Origin of the sequence: Brevibacillus thermoruber 423, from assembly GCF_000454065.1 — a bacterium.
GTDB lineage: Bacteria > Bacillota > Bacilli > Brevibacillales > Brevibacillaceae > Brevibacillus > Brevibacillus thermoruber.
In genome coordinates this window covers 680,809-695,283 of record NZ_ATNE01000001.1, presented here as the reverse complement: position 1 = coordinate 695,283, position 14,475 = coordinate 680,809, and the positions used below count along the sequence as shown (strand labels likewise).

Genomic DNA, 14,475 nt, shown 5'->3' with positions numbered 1-14,475 from the left:
ACCCGCAGGGTTTCCCTCTGCCGCTTTTCTGGCGGAATGTGTTTCATTGCACGTAGCTAGTCGGAGGCTGTTTGTTTTTGGATGACAACAGTCACCGTTTTGGTTGGCGCATGCGGATATGTCAATTCCAGCGTATAGTGATCCGGTTTGGCATTCGGAAAGGGGACCAACCTTCCCACGGGAAAATGGACGGTAAAGGTACCGTCAGGATTGACAGGATAGTCAAACGCGTACATCATATGCTGCTTGTAATTCTCCTGACCGCCATACAATCCGATTTGAAGCGTTTTACCCGGTTGCACGTAACCGTCGATTTTACCCGCAACGGTGATTTGGTTATCGGGAATCGGCAGTTTGAATACGCTCAGTTCTTGAGGGGACAGAATGACGATTTCGGAAGCGGCCTTTTCTTGGGAGGCAGCCGGTTCGTCCGCTCCTGTTTCCGGAGACTCGGGGGAATAGAGACCACTTACCACTACACATAGCGCAGCGACAATCTGTACGAGCATCTTTGGTTTTCGCACCTCGATCCATATATGGTAGACGACGCTTGCAATCCTTTCCAAAAAAGAGACGTTCCTGCATCCGGTAATGTTTCTGCTTCGCGCAAAAAACATGCATCGAAAGAGCCCTCGAAAGGCTCTTTTCTGTTTGGAAGAAAAAGGGAAGTCCCCGGTTGTTATTGGGCCGTGATGTTTTCCTATAGAAGTGAAGCGCGAACGTGCAGGCGCAACCTGTCAAGGAAGGAGGAGAGCGCCATGGAACAAACCGTCTTTGACTCGCTGATCCAGCAGGGGCCGTTTGCGGCTCTTTTTGTTTGGCTGTTGTTCTACGTGATGAAAGCCAACCGCGAGCGGGAAACCCGGCTGCAGGACCTGCTGGACAAGTTCAGCGACAAGTACGATCTGATCATCTGCGAACTGCGGGAAATCAAGGACAAGGTGGGGGAGTGAGATGGAGATACGCGAGATGCTGCTCACCAACAAGCGGGCCGCCCCCGGCGTCAGGATCACGCCCAAAGGGCTGGTAATCCACTGGACGGCCAACGAGGGAAAGGGGGCGGACGCCACCGCCAACCGCCAATACTTCAACAGGCCCACCACCCAGGCCAGCGCTCATTACATCGTGGACGACACTCAAATCGTCCGCTGCATCCCCGAAGACGAGATGGCTATCACGTCGCCAAGGCCGTGGCTGTGCTGGGATCCTATCCCAACAACGCGACGCTCGGCATTGAGATGTGCGTCAACGCGGACGGCGATTTTCGCAAGACGTACCGCCGGACCGTGGAACTGGCCGCCGATGTCCTGAAACGACACGGCTGGGGAGTGGACAGGCTGTGGCGCCACTACGACATCACCGGGAAAAACTGCCCGGCTTTTTTTGTTTCCGACGAAAAGGCCAGGCAGTATCTCGGCATGTCGGCCGCGCAAGCCTGGGCGAAGTTCAAGGATGACGTTCAAAAAACAGTCGTCACCGAACATCCACACCTCGAACAAAAACCTGTGGACACGGTTTCCATTGAGATAAACGGAAAGCGCCTCAGCGTGCAGGGCTGCCTCCGCAGCGGCGTATCCTGGCTGCCGGTTCGGGCCGTGGCCGAGGCCGTCTGCGGCAAGGTGGAGTGGTGCGGGCAAACGAAAACGGTGAAGCTGAGTAAGGGAGGGGAATGACAAGAAAGGGAAATCTCCAATTTTCAAGTAGTCAAATTTCCATTATGATAATGAATAGAGAGACTAATATGAAAAAGGGGAACGGGGATGGCGTCTATTTTTGATGAACGCAAAGCCTTGCACATGACGCTGCAGGGGTTGTTGGAACAGCGTGCCGCACTGCGGCGACAGTACGTGGATCAGGACAAGCAATTGGGATTGGACATCAAGGAACTGTTGGCCCGGATCAGGGAGCTGGACGAGCGTGAAGGCGCCCGCCAGAACGCAGACGTGGAGGCGTCCGCGGCCGAGGAGATGCCGACGGAAGTGCTGGAGCATTTGCGGAGCAGAAAGACGCATACCCGTCACGATTACGCGGCCGTGGCCGAACAGGTGGAAGCCATCTTGCGGGAGGCGTCGGCGCCGCTGACGCTGATGGATCTGTGCAGCGAGCTGAAAAAGCGGCACGGCGTGGAGTTCGCCAGTCCGTATATCGGCATCCAAAAAGCGTTGAAGCACCTGCCGCAGGTGAAAGTGGACAAGGACGGACGCAAACTGATCTTTTCCCTGAACCGGTAAAAAAAAAGCCGCAAAAAGGGCGTCGTGCGGCAAGCACGGACGCCCTTTTGTGCATGGACGGTGTCGGGGAGCAGCGGTTCGGGAAGCGGCCGGATGGCTGGAGGTTAGCGCAGAAAGGCTTTCAGCATCCAGACGTGTTTTTCCAGACTGCTGCGGATGGAGAGCAGCATGTCGGCGGTCGCTTCATCGTCCGCTTGTTCGGCCGTTTTGATGCCGTCCTTCAGTTCGTCGACCAGCGTCTGGAAATCGTCGATCAGGGTCTCGACCATCTGTTCGGTCGTTTCGATGCCGGATGCCTCCTCGACGCTGGCGTCCCGCAGACATTCACCCAGCGTGGCGATCGGTTGGCCGTTCAGCGACAGGACGCGTTCGGCCAGTTCGTCGATGCGGGCGGCCGCTTCGTTGTAGAGCTCGTCAAATTTGGCGTGCAGCGTGAAAAAATGGGGGCCTTTCACGTTCCAGTGGTAGTTGTGCAGTTTCATGTGCAGGACGGTCCAGTTGGCAATTTGTTTGTTCAACACGCTGTGAACCTGATTCGTCATGGTTTATCCGCTCCTTAATTAGAATTATTATTGTTTAATACTTATTATAAACAAGAGTCCTGTTTTGTCAATGCCTTTCAGAAAATCAACAGGGACTTTTTTCCACATGAACCCATTTCTTCACTCGATCCTCCCCGCAGCGGGCGGGAGCGAAGCCAACTCCGGCAAACAAGCGACCAGGTACGGTCAGCTTGCCATCAACGGCAGCCGCGGATGAGGGCGGTCACAATGCGAAAAAAGAAGCCGGGAAGGCTTGGGAAAAAGACGGCCGGAACACCGTGATTTCACGTTATCGGTACAGGGGCTGATTCTTCCCCAGGCTGCTCTTCCTGTTGGCAAACGCGGACCCAAAACGGAAGCCCGGGCTGTCCACCCGAGCTTCTTTTTTTGCGTGACACGATTGCGGCCAGCTTTTCACGTCCGACCGGACCCGGTCGTACAGCTTGATCGCGCGGCCGATGTCCGTGATGCCTGCCGTGTGCTTCATCGTACGTGCCGGTACCGGCGATGATCGTCATCCTGTCGCCGACGATCTTCGTTTCGATCTGCAGCTCCGACGCCGAGATGGCCTCTGCCACCTGCTGGGCGATGGCAGGGAACTTGCGCCAAACGCTCACGCCTCTCCCCTCCCGCGCGCGGCCCAACCGGCTGAAGCGACATTTCCGGACGGCTGTAACACCCGTTTGCATCCGAACAGTTCAACGTCTCCACGTGGAAAAATTGCGCAGCAGCGTTCCTGTACCCATTCGGTTGAGCGGGGGACAACCCCTCTCCATTTTGGGAATATTCCAAAATAATCGCCGGACATTGGCCGGGGGCGAGAGGAGGGTCAGGTCCGAAAGCGGTCGGTCAGGCTTTGCAGCTCTTCGGCCATCTTCGCCAGTGTCTGGGCGGACCGGGCGACTTCCTGGATGGACGCGAGCTGTTCTTCCGACGAGGCGGAGACGTTTTGCGCCTTGGCCGCCGATTCCGACGCGATCGACGCGATGCCGGACACCGCCTTCGCCACCTGTTCCGAGGAAGACGACATCTGTTGAGCGGCTGCGGTTACCTGCTGGATGTCGGCCGTCAGGGTGCGGATTGACTGCTGGATCTGTTCAAACGAGACGCCTGCATCGTGCATCACGCGGATGCCTTCCGAGACTTCCGCGCTGCCGACCGCCATCGCGTCCACGGCTGCTTCGGATTCCCGCCGGATGCTGTCGATGAGCGCGGCGATCTGCTGTGTGGCTTCCGCCGACTGTTCCGCCAGTTTTCGCACCTCGTCCGCCACCACGGCAAAGCCGCGTCCGTGTTCGCCCGCCCGCGCCGCTTCGATGGCGGCGTTCAAGGCGAGCAGATTGGTCTGCTCGGCCAGGGCGGTGATGACCTCGGTGATCTGGCCGATGGAGCGTGAGCGCTGCCCCAGTTCCTGGATCGCCAGCGCCAGGCGGTTCATCGTCTCGTAGATGCTGTTCATCTGGTCGACGGCCTGCCGGATCGCCCTGTCTCCCTCCCGTGTCTGCTCGGCGGTCGCGTCGGCCACACGCGAGACGTCCTGGACGTGGGAGGCGATGCTGCGGGCGTTGGCGGCGATTTCCTCCATCGTCTGCAGGCTGCTCTCCACCTGGTGAAGCTGGTGGTCCGCCCCGGCGGCTACCTCGGTGATATTTTCGGCAATGTGCTGGGTCGCCTGGGTGATCTGTTCCGCGCTGGAAGAGAGGTTGTCCGCGGCCGAAGAGACGTGGAGCGCGGTGCGGGAGAGCTGATCGGCCAGTTCTTTCAGGCTGCTGCACATCGCGTTGCAGGAGGCGGCGATGCGGCCCACCTCGTCAAGGGAGTCGTCGGAGACGGTCCGGGAAAAATCGCCGCGGCCGGCGTGTTCCAACGCGTCGCCGATCCGGACCAGCCGTTTCTTCAGATGGCGGACGAACAGGAAAACGGCGAGCAGCGCGACGGCGAATCCGGCCAGGAGCGTGCCGGAAAAGTAGGTCATAAAGCGGCTTTGGACGGCATCGATCAGCGATTGGGACGCCCCCACGTACCAGATGCCGATGATCTGGCCGCGGCCGTCCTTGATCGGCTGGTAAGCGGCCTGGTACTGCCGGCCGACCACGTTGGCTTCGCCGAGGAAAATCTGCCCCTGTTTCAGGACTGTCTGGGCCACCGCGTCCGACACTTTGGTGCCGATGGCGCGCTGGCCGTCTTTGATCACGTTGGTCGCCACCCGGGTGTCGCCGAGAAAAATGGTGACCGTGTCACCGCCGGTCAACCGGCCGATTTCATCCACAAGTGCGTCGTTTCCGTTGATTTTCGTCTCCCCTTTGTACAGCACGCCGTCGCGGACCGACCATTCTCCGGGGTGCTTCGCCTCCAGGTAGGCGTACCCCAGGGCCAGGTCGCCTTTGGCCTTTTCCAGGGCAGCCGACTTGATGCCCGATTCCAACTGCCGCTGTGCCACGACTAGGATCGTACAGGACAGGAGCAAAAGAACGGTGAGAAACAGCAGGTTTAATTTGCTTCCGAGCGAAAGTTTCCTGACGATGTTCACGGTGAACGATTTCCCCTCTCTTTTGCAAGGCTACTGGTATTATCGAACAAAAAAGTCAGAAATTTAGAGTTTTTTTTACCCTCGGTTCATATTAGAATATAACTTTTAAGGTGAGGGGAGTGGTGGATATGGGTGTGTTGACAATCGGCGGGGTGGTGCTGGCGGGAGGCCGCAGCAGCCGGATGGGGCGGCCCAAAGAACTGCTGGGCTGGAAAGGGGGCACGCTGATCGGACACGTGGTCAGCGAAGTGACGGCGCTGAACCTGCCCTGTCTGATCGTCTCCAACGCCCCCGACCGGCTGCCGGGGGAAGTGACCGGGCTTTCAGGGGTAAGCGTGACCGGTGACCTGGTGCCGTCCGCCGGTCCGATCAGCGGAATCGTGACGGCGTTTCGCGTGCGCCGGGAAGAAGCGCTGCTCGTCCTCTCCTGCGACCTGCCCTTTGCCGACCGGGAGCAGATCGGCCGCCTGCTCGCCCATGCGCAGCGAACGGAGGAGTGGGATGTCGTGGCGGTGCGAACGGACGGCCGTCTTCATCCGCTGTTTGCGCTGTATCACCGGAGGACGCAGCCGATGTGGGAAGAAGCGCTGCGGGCAGGCCGTCATCGGCTGATGGAGGTGCTGGAGCGGCTGCGGATCGCAGAGACGCCGGCCGGTCTCCTGGACGACTTGGCCGCCTACAACGCCAACACACCGGAAGAATACCGGAAGGCCCTCGCGGAACAGCACGCGCGGGAAGCGGGGCGGAAGCCGACGTGACACGTGAAAACCCCGGCAAGGCCGGGGTTTTCTTCATTCATCGCCAGCAGCGATCCGCTCCGCATGCGTGTACACGTTCATCTTGCCGTGGCGGACGAAGCCGACGGCAGTGATGTTCAGCTCCTCTGCCAACTGCAGCGCCAGGTCGGTGGGCGCCGATTTGGAGAGGATGATGCCGGCGCCGATCTTGGCCGCCTTGAGCAGCACCTCGGAGGAGATGCGGCCGCTGAACACGAGGATTTTGTCCTCCGTCGGCAGGTTTTCCCGCAGACAGTATCCGTAGATTTTGTCCAGCGCGTTGTGCCGGCCGATGTCGGAGTATCGGAGCAGCGTCCGCTCCGGCGTGCACAGCGCGGCGTTGTGCACGCCGCCCGTGCTGCGGTGGATGTCGGACGACGCCTGCAGCTCGTCCATCAAGCGGAACACCTGCTCCGGCGTGACGGTGACTTTGCCCGCCACCGGTTTCGCGGTTCGCGCATCGCTGAAAAAGTAGAACGACTGCCGGCTTTTCCCGCAGCAGGACGTGATCCGCCGCTTCGAGTAAAAGCTTTGCGACAGCCCGGTTTGCTGATGCAGATCCACGTAGGCAAATCCGCGGCTTTCGTCAATGGACATCTGCTTGATGTCCGCGTATTGCCGGATCGCCCCCTCGGCGGCGAGAAAGCCGACGACCATTTCCTCCAGGTCGGCGGGGGTGCAGACGATCGTGGCAAACTCTTCGTCGTTGAGAAAAATCGTCAGCGGGTATTCCGTAACGATCTCGTCGTCTTCCCGGGCGAGCCGGTCCTGCCCGATCTTCAGCACCGGCCGTCTGATCGTGCGCATCAGGTTTGACATAGAAGCCTCCTTGCCGTTTCATACGGGGTGTAAAAAAATTTTGAAAGTAATGTATTGTCGAGTAAGCGCTCACATGATAGTATACTATGTGAGGTTTTAGTTGTCACAAAAAATTCACCTTTACTTGCAACAGTTCACTAATAGACACGGGATAGCGCACCTGTCGCCGGTTTATTTGTGACACTGCCGGAAGTGAATAGCAAACACTTGCTGTTGATGCTGAAGTAGCGACCCTGCTGATGATTAACTGCCGTGTTTCATCTGTTCCCTCCTCGGGGCCAAAGCGTGGACGACGAGGAGAACCGGATGGATGCGGCAGTTTTTCTTTATGCAAGAGCCTGTTCGCGTTTGCGGACGCTCTTTAAACCCTTCAAAGGAGATGAATCACATGCAGGAAAAAGTGAAGAACCGCTGGCTGATCGCTGCGGCTGCGGTGGGGATCCACCTCTCCATCGGTTCGGTGTACGCCTGGAGCGTATTCACCAAGCCGATCATCAACCAATTTGGCTGGGAGCTGTCCGAGGTGCAGTTCACGTTCAGCATCGCGATCCTGTTCCTGGGGCTGTCGGCAGCGTTCCTCGGCCACTACGTGGAAAAACACGGTCCCCGCAAATCGGGCACTCTTTCGTCCATCTTTTTCGGTCTGGGGATCGCCGGGTCCGGTCTGGCCATCCACTTGGAAAGCCTCCCGCTGCTGTACCTCTGCTACGGCGTGTTGGGCGGCATCGGTCTCGGGGTCGGCTACATCACTCCCGTTTCCACGCTGGTGAAATGGTTCCCGGACCGCCGCGGGCTGGCCACCGGTTTGGCCATCATGGGCTTTGGCTTCGCCTCGCTGATCGCAAGTCCGATCATGCAGGCGCTGATCGTAAGCGTAGGTATCGCCAATACCTTCTTCATCCTGGGAGCCGTCTATTTTGTCGTCATGTTTGCGTCCGCTCAATACCTCTCCCCGCCGCCGCAGGGATGGGTGCCGGAGGGCTACTCGGCTGAAGAGGGAAGCGGCAAGCAGATCAAGAAAGACCTGTGCCAGTTGACGGCCAACGAAGCGGTGAAAACCCGCCGTTTCTACCTGCTGTGGCTGATGCTGTTCATCAACGTGACCTGCGGCATCGCGGTCATCTCGGTCGCGTCGCCGATGGCGCAGGAGATCGTGGGCATGTCCGCGGCGGCAGCCGCGACGATGGTCGGCCTGAACGGCCTGTTCAACGGGGCCGGCCGGATTGGCTGGGCGTCCCTGTCCGACTACATCGGCCGTCCGAACACCTACACGGCGTTTTTCCTGATTCAGCTCGTCCTGTTCTTCCTGCTGCCCAACCTGACAGTGCCGGCTCTGTTCATGGGCGCGATGTTCATCATCATGACCTGTTACGGCGGCGGATTCGCGTCCATTCCGGCCTATATCGCCGACCTGTTCGGCACCAAGCAGATGGGCGCGATTCACGGATACATCCTGACGGCATGGGCAGCGGCCGGTCTGGCCGGGCCGATCTTCGCCGCCTGGGTGCGCGACAGCACGGGCAGCTACACCGGCACGATGACCGTCTTTGCCGCCATGTTTGCCGTCGCCCTGGCCATCTCGCTGATCATCCGCCTGGATATCAAGAAATTGCGGGAGCAGGCGAAACAGAACGAAAACTCTGTTGAATTGGCAAGCTGATCAGTGGTAAAGTTTTAGTAAGAGAATTTTGTAAAGGTGACACCCTCGATGAATAAATACGAAGCTGAGTTCAGCAATTTGGTCAGAGCTTTCCGCAAGCGTCACATGGGCAAAGGCCCCAGCAAGATCGTGACCACGTTTTGCAAAAACTGGGCGATTTGCGAAATGGAGGGGAATCTTTCCCCGGTGGAAAAGTTCATTGCGACGGCTGATGAAGGCAAACAGATGCTCCGCGCGGCCCGTACGGAAATGGTAAAGGACATGTACCGCAAAAACCGGCCGGTCGAGATGGAGTCATTTCTGGGCGCAAACTTCGTCGATTTATTCGTCGATATTGACATTGAACGCGATTTTGGCATGTCCATTTTCGTCTTTGATCAAGACATCGAGAAAAAGTTTAAAAACGAGTCGTGAGTCTGCAGGAAGCAGCGACCCTGTTTGCCGGGCAGACAAGACGGCATTCGAAACACGCGCGTAGTTGGGACTTGGTAGCGACCCTGCCTGAGACAACCACCGTGGACATTCTCTGTCCGATGAGAAGGGACTGGTTCATGGGAGGGTTGTCTTTTTTTTTCGTCCTGCGCTGCGCGCCGGAAAACGGGGGATCAACGAGCCGTCAAGGGAAAAGGCGGGGGGCACGTGAAAAAGCGTGGACATGCGCGAAGAGACGCAGCAAGGAATCGGACGTAAACGCCGGCTGACCGGCGCGACATCAGGGAACGGGTTTCGAAGCAGAAGGAGGAACAGACGATGCACTTTCAGCGACAAACCATCAGCGTGGAGGAAGCGCTGCGCAGGCTGTTGGCGGGCCTGACGCCGCTTCAGGAAGAACAGGTCGGCATTGGCGAAGCGCACGGGCGGACGTTGGCCCGGGATCTCGCCGCCACGTGCGACATGCCGCCGTTTGACCGCTCGCCGCTGGACGGGTTTGCCGTGAGAGCGGCGGATACGGCCGGGGCCACTCCTGACCGGCCGGTTCGCTTGCGGGTGCTGGAAACGGTCGGGGCCGGACAGATCCCCCGGCAGACGGTAACGGCCGGAACAGCTGTCCGGATCATGACTGGCGCGATGATGCCGCCGGGAGCCGATGCCGTGATCATGTTCGAACAGACGGAGCAGCCCGGCGAGCTGCTGGAGTGGGTCGGGGTAAAACGAGCGCTTCACCCCGGGGAAAACATCTCCCGCCGGGGAGAAGAAATCGCCGCCGGGACGTGCGTGGCCCAAGCGGGAACGCGGATCAACGCGGGAACCCTGGCGGTGTTGGCGACGTTTGGCTACGCGCAGGTTCCGGTCGTTCGCAGACCGCGCGTCGGGTTGATTTCCACCGGCACGGAACTGCTGGACGTGGACCAGCCGCTCGAGCCGGGGAAAATTCGCAACAGCAACGCGGTGATGCTGTCCGCCATGATCGCCGAGGCGGGCGGCATCCCTGTTTTGTACGGACGATTGCCGGACGATCTGGCCCTGGCCAAGCGGCACATGGCCAAATGTCTGGAGGAGGTTGACCTGCTGGTGACGAGCGGCGGGGTGTCGGTCGGCGATTTCGACGTGATGGCTGCGTTGGCGGACGATCCGGACGTCACCCTGCTGTTCAACCGGGTCGCGATGCGGCCGGGCGGACCGACAACCGCCCTCCTGTACCGCGACAAACTGGTCTGTGCGCTGTCGGGCAATCCGGGGGCCTGTTTTCTCGGCGCCGAGCTGTTCGTCCGTCCCGTGCTGCGCCGGCTGCAGGGAGACCGGGAGGCGGGCCTGCGCCGCATCCGGGCCACGCTGGCGGAGACCTACGACAAACCGTGTCCCTACCCGCGCTATTTGCGCGGCCGGCTAACGGAGCGGGAGGGAAAGCTGTACGTCGTCCCCGACCACAACGACAAGGCGGGCAACCTGGCGACGCTGGGCAAAAGCGAATGCTTCCTGATCATCCCGGCAGGCGGCAGGGGCAAACAGGCGGGAGAGACCGTCGACGTGATTCCCCACGCCGCGCCGGACTGGAGAGATGAGGCGTAGCGCATGGCGAACAAACCGATGGTGCTGCAGGTGGTAGGCTATTCCGATTCGGGCAAGACAACGCTGTTGACCCGACTGATTCCGCTGCTGGAGCAGACGTGCCTGCGCGTCGGCGTGATCAAGCACGACGGCGGTCACGATTTTGAGTGGGACCGGCCGGGCAAGGACACGTGGCGCTACCGGGAGGCGGGAGCGTCGCTGGTGGCGATCGCCTCGCGGACCAAGACGGCAATGCTGGAGCTGAACCCCGTGCCGCTGCCTGTCCTGGTGGAGCGGATGGCGGACGCCGGCGCCGATCTTGTGCTGGTCGAGGGATTCAAACGGGAGGACTACGAGAAACTGGTCGTGCTCCGCGAACCGGCGCACCGCGAGCTGCTGGAGGCAGTCACCCGGCCCGTGGCTGTGGCAAGCTGGGAACCGTTTGAGCACCCGGCGCTGCCGGTGTACGCCATTGACGACGCGGCAGGCATCGCGGCGTTTGTCCGCGCACTATATAATAAGGAAAGGACGCGATGAGGCGTCCCTTTTTTCATACGCGGCGGCAGGCACCTAACATGCGGCAAGAATCGGGAGACCATTCGCGCCGTAGCAAAAATTGTTTCACGCAATCCGTGTCGCGGTGCACATCCGCGCGCTTTCTGCGCTACAATGGCGAGGGAGGGATCGATATGGAAAAACGTTTGCCGCAGCGCTGGAATCTGGAGGTGCTGTTTTCCGGCGGAAGCGAGTCGGAGTCATTTCGCGCGTTTCTCAGCATGTTGGAAGGAGATATTGCCGCTCTGCAGGCGCAGGTGAGCGCGGACCGCGTGCGGATGGACGACGAGGATGCGTTTGTCTCCATGCTGGCCCAGGTGCAGAGCATTGCCGTCCGGCTGAAGGAGGCGGGGGCGTTCGTCTCCTGCCTGACCGCCCAAGATGTAAAGGACGAACAGGCCAAGCTCCTGGGCGGACGGGTGAAAACCGTTGCCGCCTCATTTGCCGCGGCGCTGGCCAAATGGGAGGAACACCTGCTCGCGATCGACGAGCCGGTCTGGAACAAGCTGCTCGCCGCTCCGGAGGTGAAGCCGGTCGCGTTCAATCTCAATGAACGGCGCAGACGGGCGATGGAAAAGCTGCCGCCCGCGCAGGAAGTACTGGCCAACGACCTGGCCGTGGACGGATACCACGCCTGGCAGGATCTCTACAATACCGTCGTCGGCCGCATGACAATCGAAGTAGAGGTGGATGGCGAAACGAAGCGTCTCTCCGTCGGCCAGGCCGCCAACCTGATGCACCACCCGGACCGCAGCGTCCGCGCCCGCGTGTTCGCCAAATGGCAGGAGGCCTGGGCGCAGGAAGCGGAACTGTGCGCACAGGCGCTCAATCACCTGGGCGGCTTTCGCCTGGCGCTGTACCGGCATCGGGGCTGGGATTCCGTGCTGCGCGAGCCGCTTGACATCGGGCGGATGCAGGAAAAGACGCTGGACGCGATGTGGCAGGCGATCGACAACCGCAAGGACCGGCTCGTCGCGTACCTGGAGCGCAAGGCCAAGCTGCTGGGCGTGGACAAATTGAGCTGGTACGACGTGTCCGCTCCGGTCGGCCGCCAGCACAAGAAGATGTCCTATGAGGAAGGCGCTGCGTTCATCCTCGAACAGTTTGGCCGGTTCAGCCCGAAGCTGGCCGCCTTTGCCCAAAACGCCTTCGAAAACGGGTGGATCGAGGCGGAGGACCGGACGGGCAAACGGCCGGGCGGCTTCTGCACCAGCTTTCCGGCGAGGGGCGAGTCCCGCGTGTTTATGACCTACGCGGGCAGCCTGCAAAACGTGTCCACCCTGGCTCATGAACTGGGGCACGCCTATCACCAGCACGTCATGAACGATCTGCCGCCGCTGACGCAAAACTACGCGATGAACGTGGCGGAGACGGCTTCCACGTTTGCGGAAATGATCGTGGCGGACGCGGCGGTGAAGAACGCGGCCAGTGCGGAGGAGCGGGTGGCTCTCCTGGAAGACAAAGTGCAGCAGACCGTCTCCTTTTTCATGAACATCCAGGCCCGCTTCCTGTTTGAGAAACGCTTTTACGAAAAGCGGAAATACGGGCTGGTCAGCGTAGAGGAGCTGAACCGGCTGATGCTGGAAGCCCAGCGAAAGGCGTACCGCGACGCGCTGGCCGAATACGAGCCGCTTTTCTGGGCGTCCAAGCTGCATTTTTACATCACGACCTATCCGTTCTACAACTTCCCGTACACCTTCGGCTATCTGTTCAGCCTGAGCGTGTACGCGCGCGCCCTGCAGGAAGGGCCGGCCTTTGCCGACAAGTACGACGCCCTGCTGCGCGATACGGGACGGATGACCGTGGAAGAGCTGGCGATGCGCCATCTGGGCGAGGACATCACCGACATCCGGTTTTGGCAGAAGGCGGTGGATTTGGCCGTAGCCGACATCGACGAGTTTCTCAGCCTGACGAAATAAAGCGGGGCATTTCAGCGCGAGCGGACGGCTTCCCGACGACCGAAGGGGAACCGGTCCGCGCCGCGCGCATCCGCCAGGCCGACTGGCGGCCATGGATGGGGGAACCCCCGCCGGTGCTGCGATCTGCAGCTCCGGCGGGGGTCTTTTGTTGCGAAACCGTAAAGGGAACCGGCGGAATCTTTGGCAATCCTTAACCTGCCGTTTAACCACGGACGATCGTTTTGTCGTACAGTCATGGTAGGGGGAAATGGCGTCACGAACAGAAGGAGGGCGGCGGATGGCAAACGCGGCGAACGGGATGGTGACAGGCCGCACCGATTCGAGGGCACCCTGACAGAACACGAGACAAAGCGCGAAGAACAGAGGACTGCATGGGAGGGATCGTGATGGATACGGGAAGCCATCTGTTGTTGGGAGTCACACTGGCCGGTTTGGCCCACGTCAATCCGGCTGTCGCCGAAAATCCCGCACTCGCCCAGGCGTTGATGATTGCGACGATTGTCGGGTCGCATGCGCCTGATTTTGACACGCTGGTCAGACTGCGCGGCATTACCACGTACATCCGCTATCATCGGGGGATGACCCATTCCATTCCCGCCTTGTTTGTCTGGCCGGCGGTGATCGCCGTTCCGCTGGCGCTGGCATACGGATTGACGGATCACGCCGGGCTTCTGTACGTGTGGACCTGGATTGCTGTCGTCTTCCACGTCTTTCTCGACATGCTGAACACGTACGGCGTCCAGTGCTTCCGGCCGTTTACGAGGCGGTGGGTGCACCTGGACGTGCTGGCCATTTTCGAGCCGGTCCTGTTTGTCCTGCATGGCGCCGCTGCCGTCTGGTGGCTGGCCTTTGCCGGAGAGCCGGGGCGCATCTTTCCCGCCGTCTACCTGATCTCCCTGCTCTACATCGGGCTCCGCGCCTGGCAGCACGGCCGCGAGGTGCGAAGGGTGAGGGCCGCGCTCAGGCAGGAGGGGGTCTGTCACGTCACGCCGAGCTTTCATCCGTTTCGCTGGCGGTTTGTGATGGAGACGACGGAGCGCTTCTACACGGGCAGGATCGAATACGGGACGGTCATGCTGGAAGAGATCTACCCGAAGGAAAAGAGCAACGAGATCATCCGGGCCACGATGGGCATCGACGGCGTGCGGGCATTTCTCGGGTTTGCGCAGCGTGTGCACGTCACCTGGAAGGAGATCCAGGACGGCTACGAGGTCACCTGGAGCGACGTGCGCTTCTGGTACGACCGGAAACTGCCGTTTGGCGTCGACGTTCGTCTGGACCGCAACCTGAACGTTGTCACCCACAGGCTGGGCTGGCGCAAAAAGGCGTGGGACCCGCCGTTTGTGTGAACGGGAGGCGTGCTCCGACAGCACGGCAGCGATGACGGACAGCTTTCGCCGGGAAAAGGCGGGAGCTGTTTTTGCATAGAGGGGATTGACAATTAAAGGAAAGAA

Annotated in this window: 15 protein-coding genes and 1 pseudogene; 11 read left to right on the top strand and 5 right to left on the bottom strand. The window is 60.2% G+C overall.

The genetic code is table 11. The annotated features are described in order from the left end of the window. Window positions 1-56: 56 nt before the first annotated feature. The gene (locus M516_RS0103355) at window positions 57-509 is read right to left on the bottom strand and encodes a hypothetical protein (RefSeq protein WP_193746937.1); all 453 of its coding nucleotides are present in this window, start codon (window positions 507-509) and stop codon (window positions 57-59) included. A 249-nt stretch (window positions 510-758) separates the two neighbouring features. On the opposite strand from M516_RS0103355, the gene M516_RS0103350 reads away from it, so the two are divergent. The 4 genes and pseudogenes from M516_RS0103350 (at window position 759) to M516_RS0103340 (ending at window position 2,231) form a co-directional block, all read left to right on the top strand. After that, window positions 759-953, top strand: coding sequence for a BhlA/UviB family holin-like peptide (locus M516_RS0103350; RefSeq protein ID WP_029097879.1), 195 nt, complete (start codon window positions 759-761; stop codon window positions 951-953). A 1-nt stretch (window position 954) separates the two neighbouring features. Beyond that, window positions 955-1,319 (top strand): annotated as a pseudogene (locus M516_RS26275) (peptidoglycan recognition protein family protein); the annotation flags it as partial. Window positions 1,320-1,418: 99 nt separating this feature from the next. Further along, a complete protein-coding gene (locus M516_RS26270) occupies window positions 1,419-1,673 on the top strand; it encodes a stalk domain-containing protein (RefSeq protein ID WP_420796312.1) in 255 nt (84 codons plus the stop codon). Between the two features lie 96 nt (window positions 1,674-1,769). Beyond that, window positions 1,770-2,231, top strand: coding sequence for a hypothetical protein (locus tag M516_RS0103340; RefSeq protein WP_029097878.1), 462 nt, complete (start codon window positions 1,770-1,772; stop codon window positions 2,229-2,231). Window positions 2,232-2,335: 104 nt separating this feature from the next. Here the strand turns inward: M516_RS0103340 and M516_RS0103335 are convergent, their stop codons facing one another. From M516_RS0103335 to M516_RS0103325, 3 genes are all read right to left on the bottom strand, one after another. Next, a complete protein-coding gene (locus M516_RS0103335; protein ID WP_029097877.1) occupies window positions 2,336-2,773 on the bottom strand; it encodes a Dps family protein in 438 nt (145 codons plus the stop codon). A gap of 284 nt (window positions 2,774-3,057) precedes the next feature. After that, the gene (locus M516_RS25110) at window positions 3,058-3,390 is read right to left on the bottom strand and encodes a hypothetical protein (RefSeq protein WP_152523334.1); all 333 of its coding nucleotides are present in this window, start codon (window positions 3,388-3,390) and stop codon (window positions 3,058-3,060) included. A 212-nt stretch (window positions 3,391-3,602) separates the two neighbouring features. After that, window positions 3,603-5,303 (bottom strand): methyl-accepting chemotaxis protein, encoded by a 1,701-nt coding sequence (locus tag M516_RS0103325; RefSeq protein ID WP_029097875.1) that lies wholly within the window; start codon window positions 5,301-5,303, stop codon window positions 3,603-3,605. 128 nt (window positions 5,304-5,431) lie between these two features. On the opposite strand from M516_RS0103325, the gene mobA reads away from it, so the two are divergent. Next, window positions 5,432-6,061: a molybdenum cofactor guanylyltransferase gene (gene mobA / locus M516_RS0103320; protein WP_029097874.1), complete on the top strand. Its 630-nt coding sequence runs from the start codon at window positions 5,432-5,434 to the stop codon at window positions 6,059-6,061. 33 nt (window positions 6,062-6,094) lie between these two features. On the opposite strand, the gene fdhD is transcribed toward mobA, so the two are convergent. Continuing rightward, a complete protein-coding gene (fdhD, locus tag M516_RS0103315) occupies window positions 6,095-6,898 on the bottom strand; it encodes a formate dehydrogenase accessory sulfurtransferase FdhD (protein ID WP_029097873.1) in 804 nt (267 codons plus the stop codon). A 388-nt stretch (window positions 6,899-7,286) separates the two neighbouring features. On the opposite strand from fdhD, the gene M516_RS0103310 reads away from it, so the two are divergent. From M516_RS0103310 to M516_RS0103285, 6 genes are all read left to right on the top strand, one after another. Further along, complete coding sequence (locus tag M516_RS0103310) at window positions 7,287-8,558, top strand: L-lactate MFS transporter (RefSeq protein ID WP_029097872.1); 1,272 nt, start codon at window positions 7,287-7,289, stop codon at window positions 8,556-8,558. A gap of 48 nt (window positions 8,559-8,606) precedes the next feature. After that, window positions 8,607-8,972 carry a Na-translocating system protein MpsC family protein gene (locus M516_RS0103305; RefSeq protein ID WP_029097871.1) on the top strand — a complete coding sequence of 122 codons (366 nt, stop codon included), beginning with the start codon at window positions 8,607-8,609 and terminating at the stop codon, window positions 8,970-8,972. A 336-nt stretch (window positions 8,973-9,308) separates the two neighbouring features. Then, window positions 9,309-10,568 (top strand): molybdopterin molybdotransferase MoeA, encoded by a 1,260-nt coding sequence (locus tag M516_RS0103300; RefSeq protein ID WP_029097870.1) that lies wholly within the window; start codon window positions 9,309-9,311, stop codon window positions 10,566-10,568. A 3-nt stretch (window positions 10,569-10,571) separates the two neighbouring features. Further along, window positions 10,572-11,084 carry a molybdopterin-guanine dinucleotide biosynthesis protein B gene (gene mobB, locus M516_RS0103295; protein WP_029097869.1) on the top strand — a complete coding sequence of 171 codons (513 nt, stop codon included), beginning with the start codon at window positions 10,572-10,574 and terminating at the stop codon, window positions 11,082-11,084. 152 nt (window positions 11,085-11,236) lie between these two features. Further along, complete coding sequence (locus tag M516_RS0103290; RefSeq protein ID WP_029097868.1) at window positions 11,237-13,021, top strand: M3 family oligoendopeptidase; 1,785 nt, start codon at window positions 11,237-11,239, stop codon at window positions 13,019-13,021. Window positions 13,022-13,407: 386 nt separating this feature from the next. Next, a complete protein-coding gene (locus M516_RS0103285; protein WP_029097867.1) occupies window positions 13,408-14,370 on the top strand; it encodes a metal-dependent hydrolase in 963 nt (320 codons plus the stop codon). Window positions 14,371-14,475 lie beyond the last annotated feature (105 nt).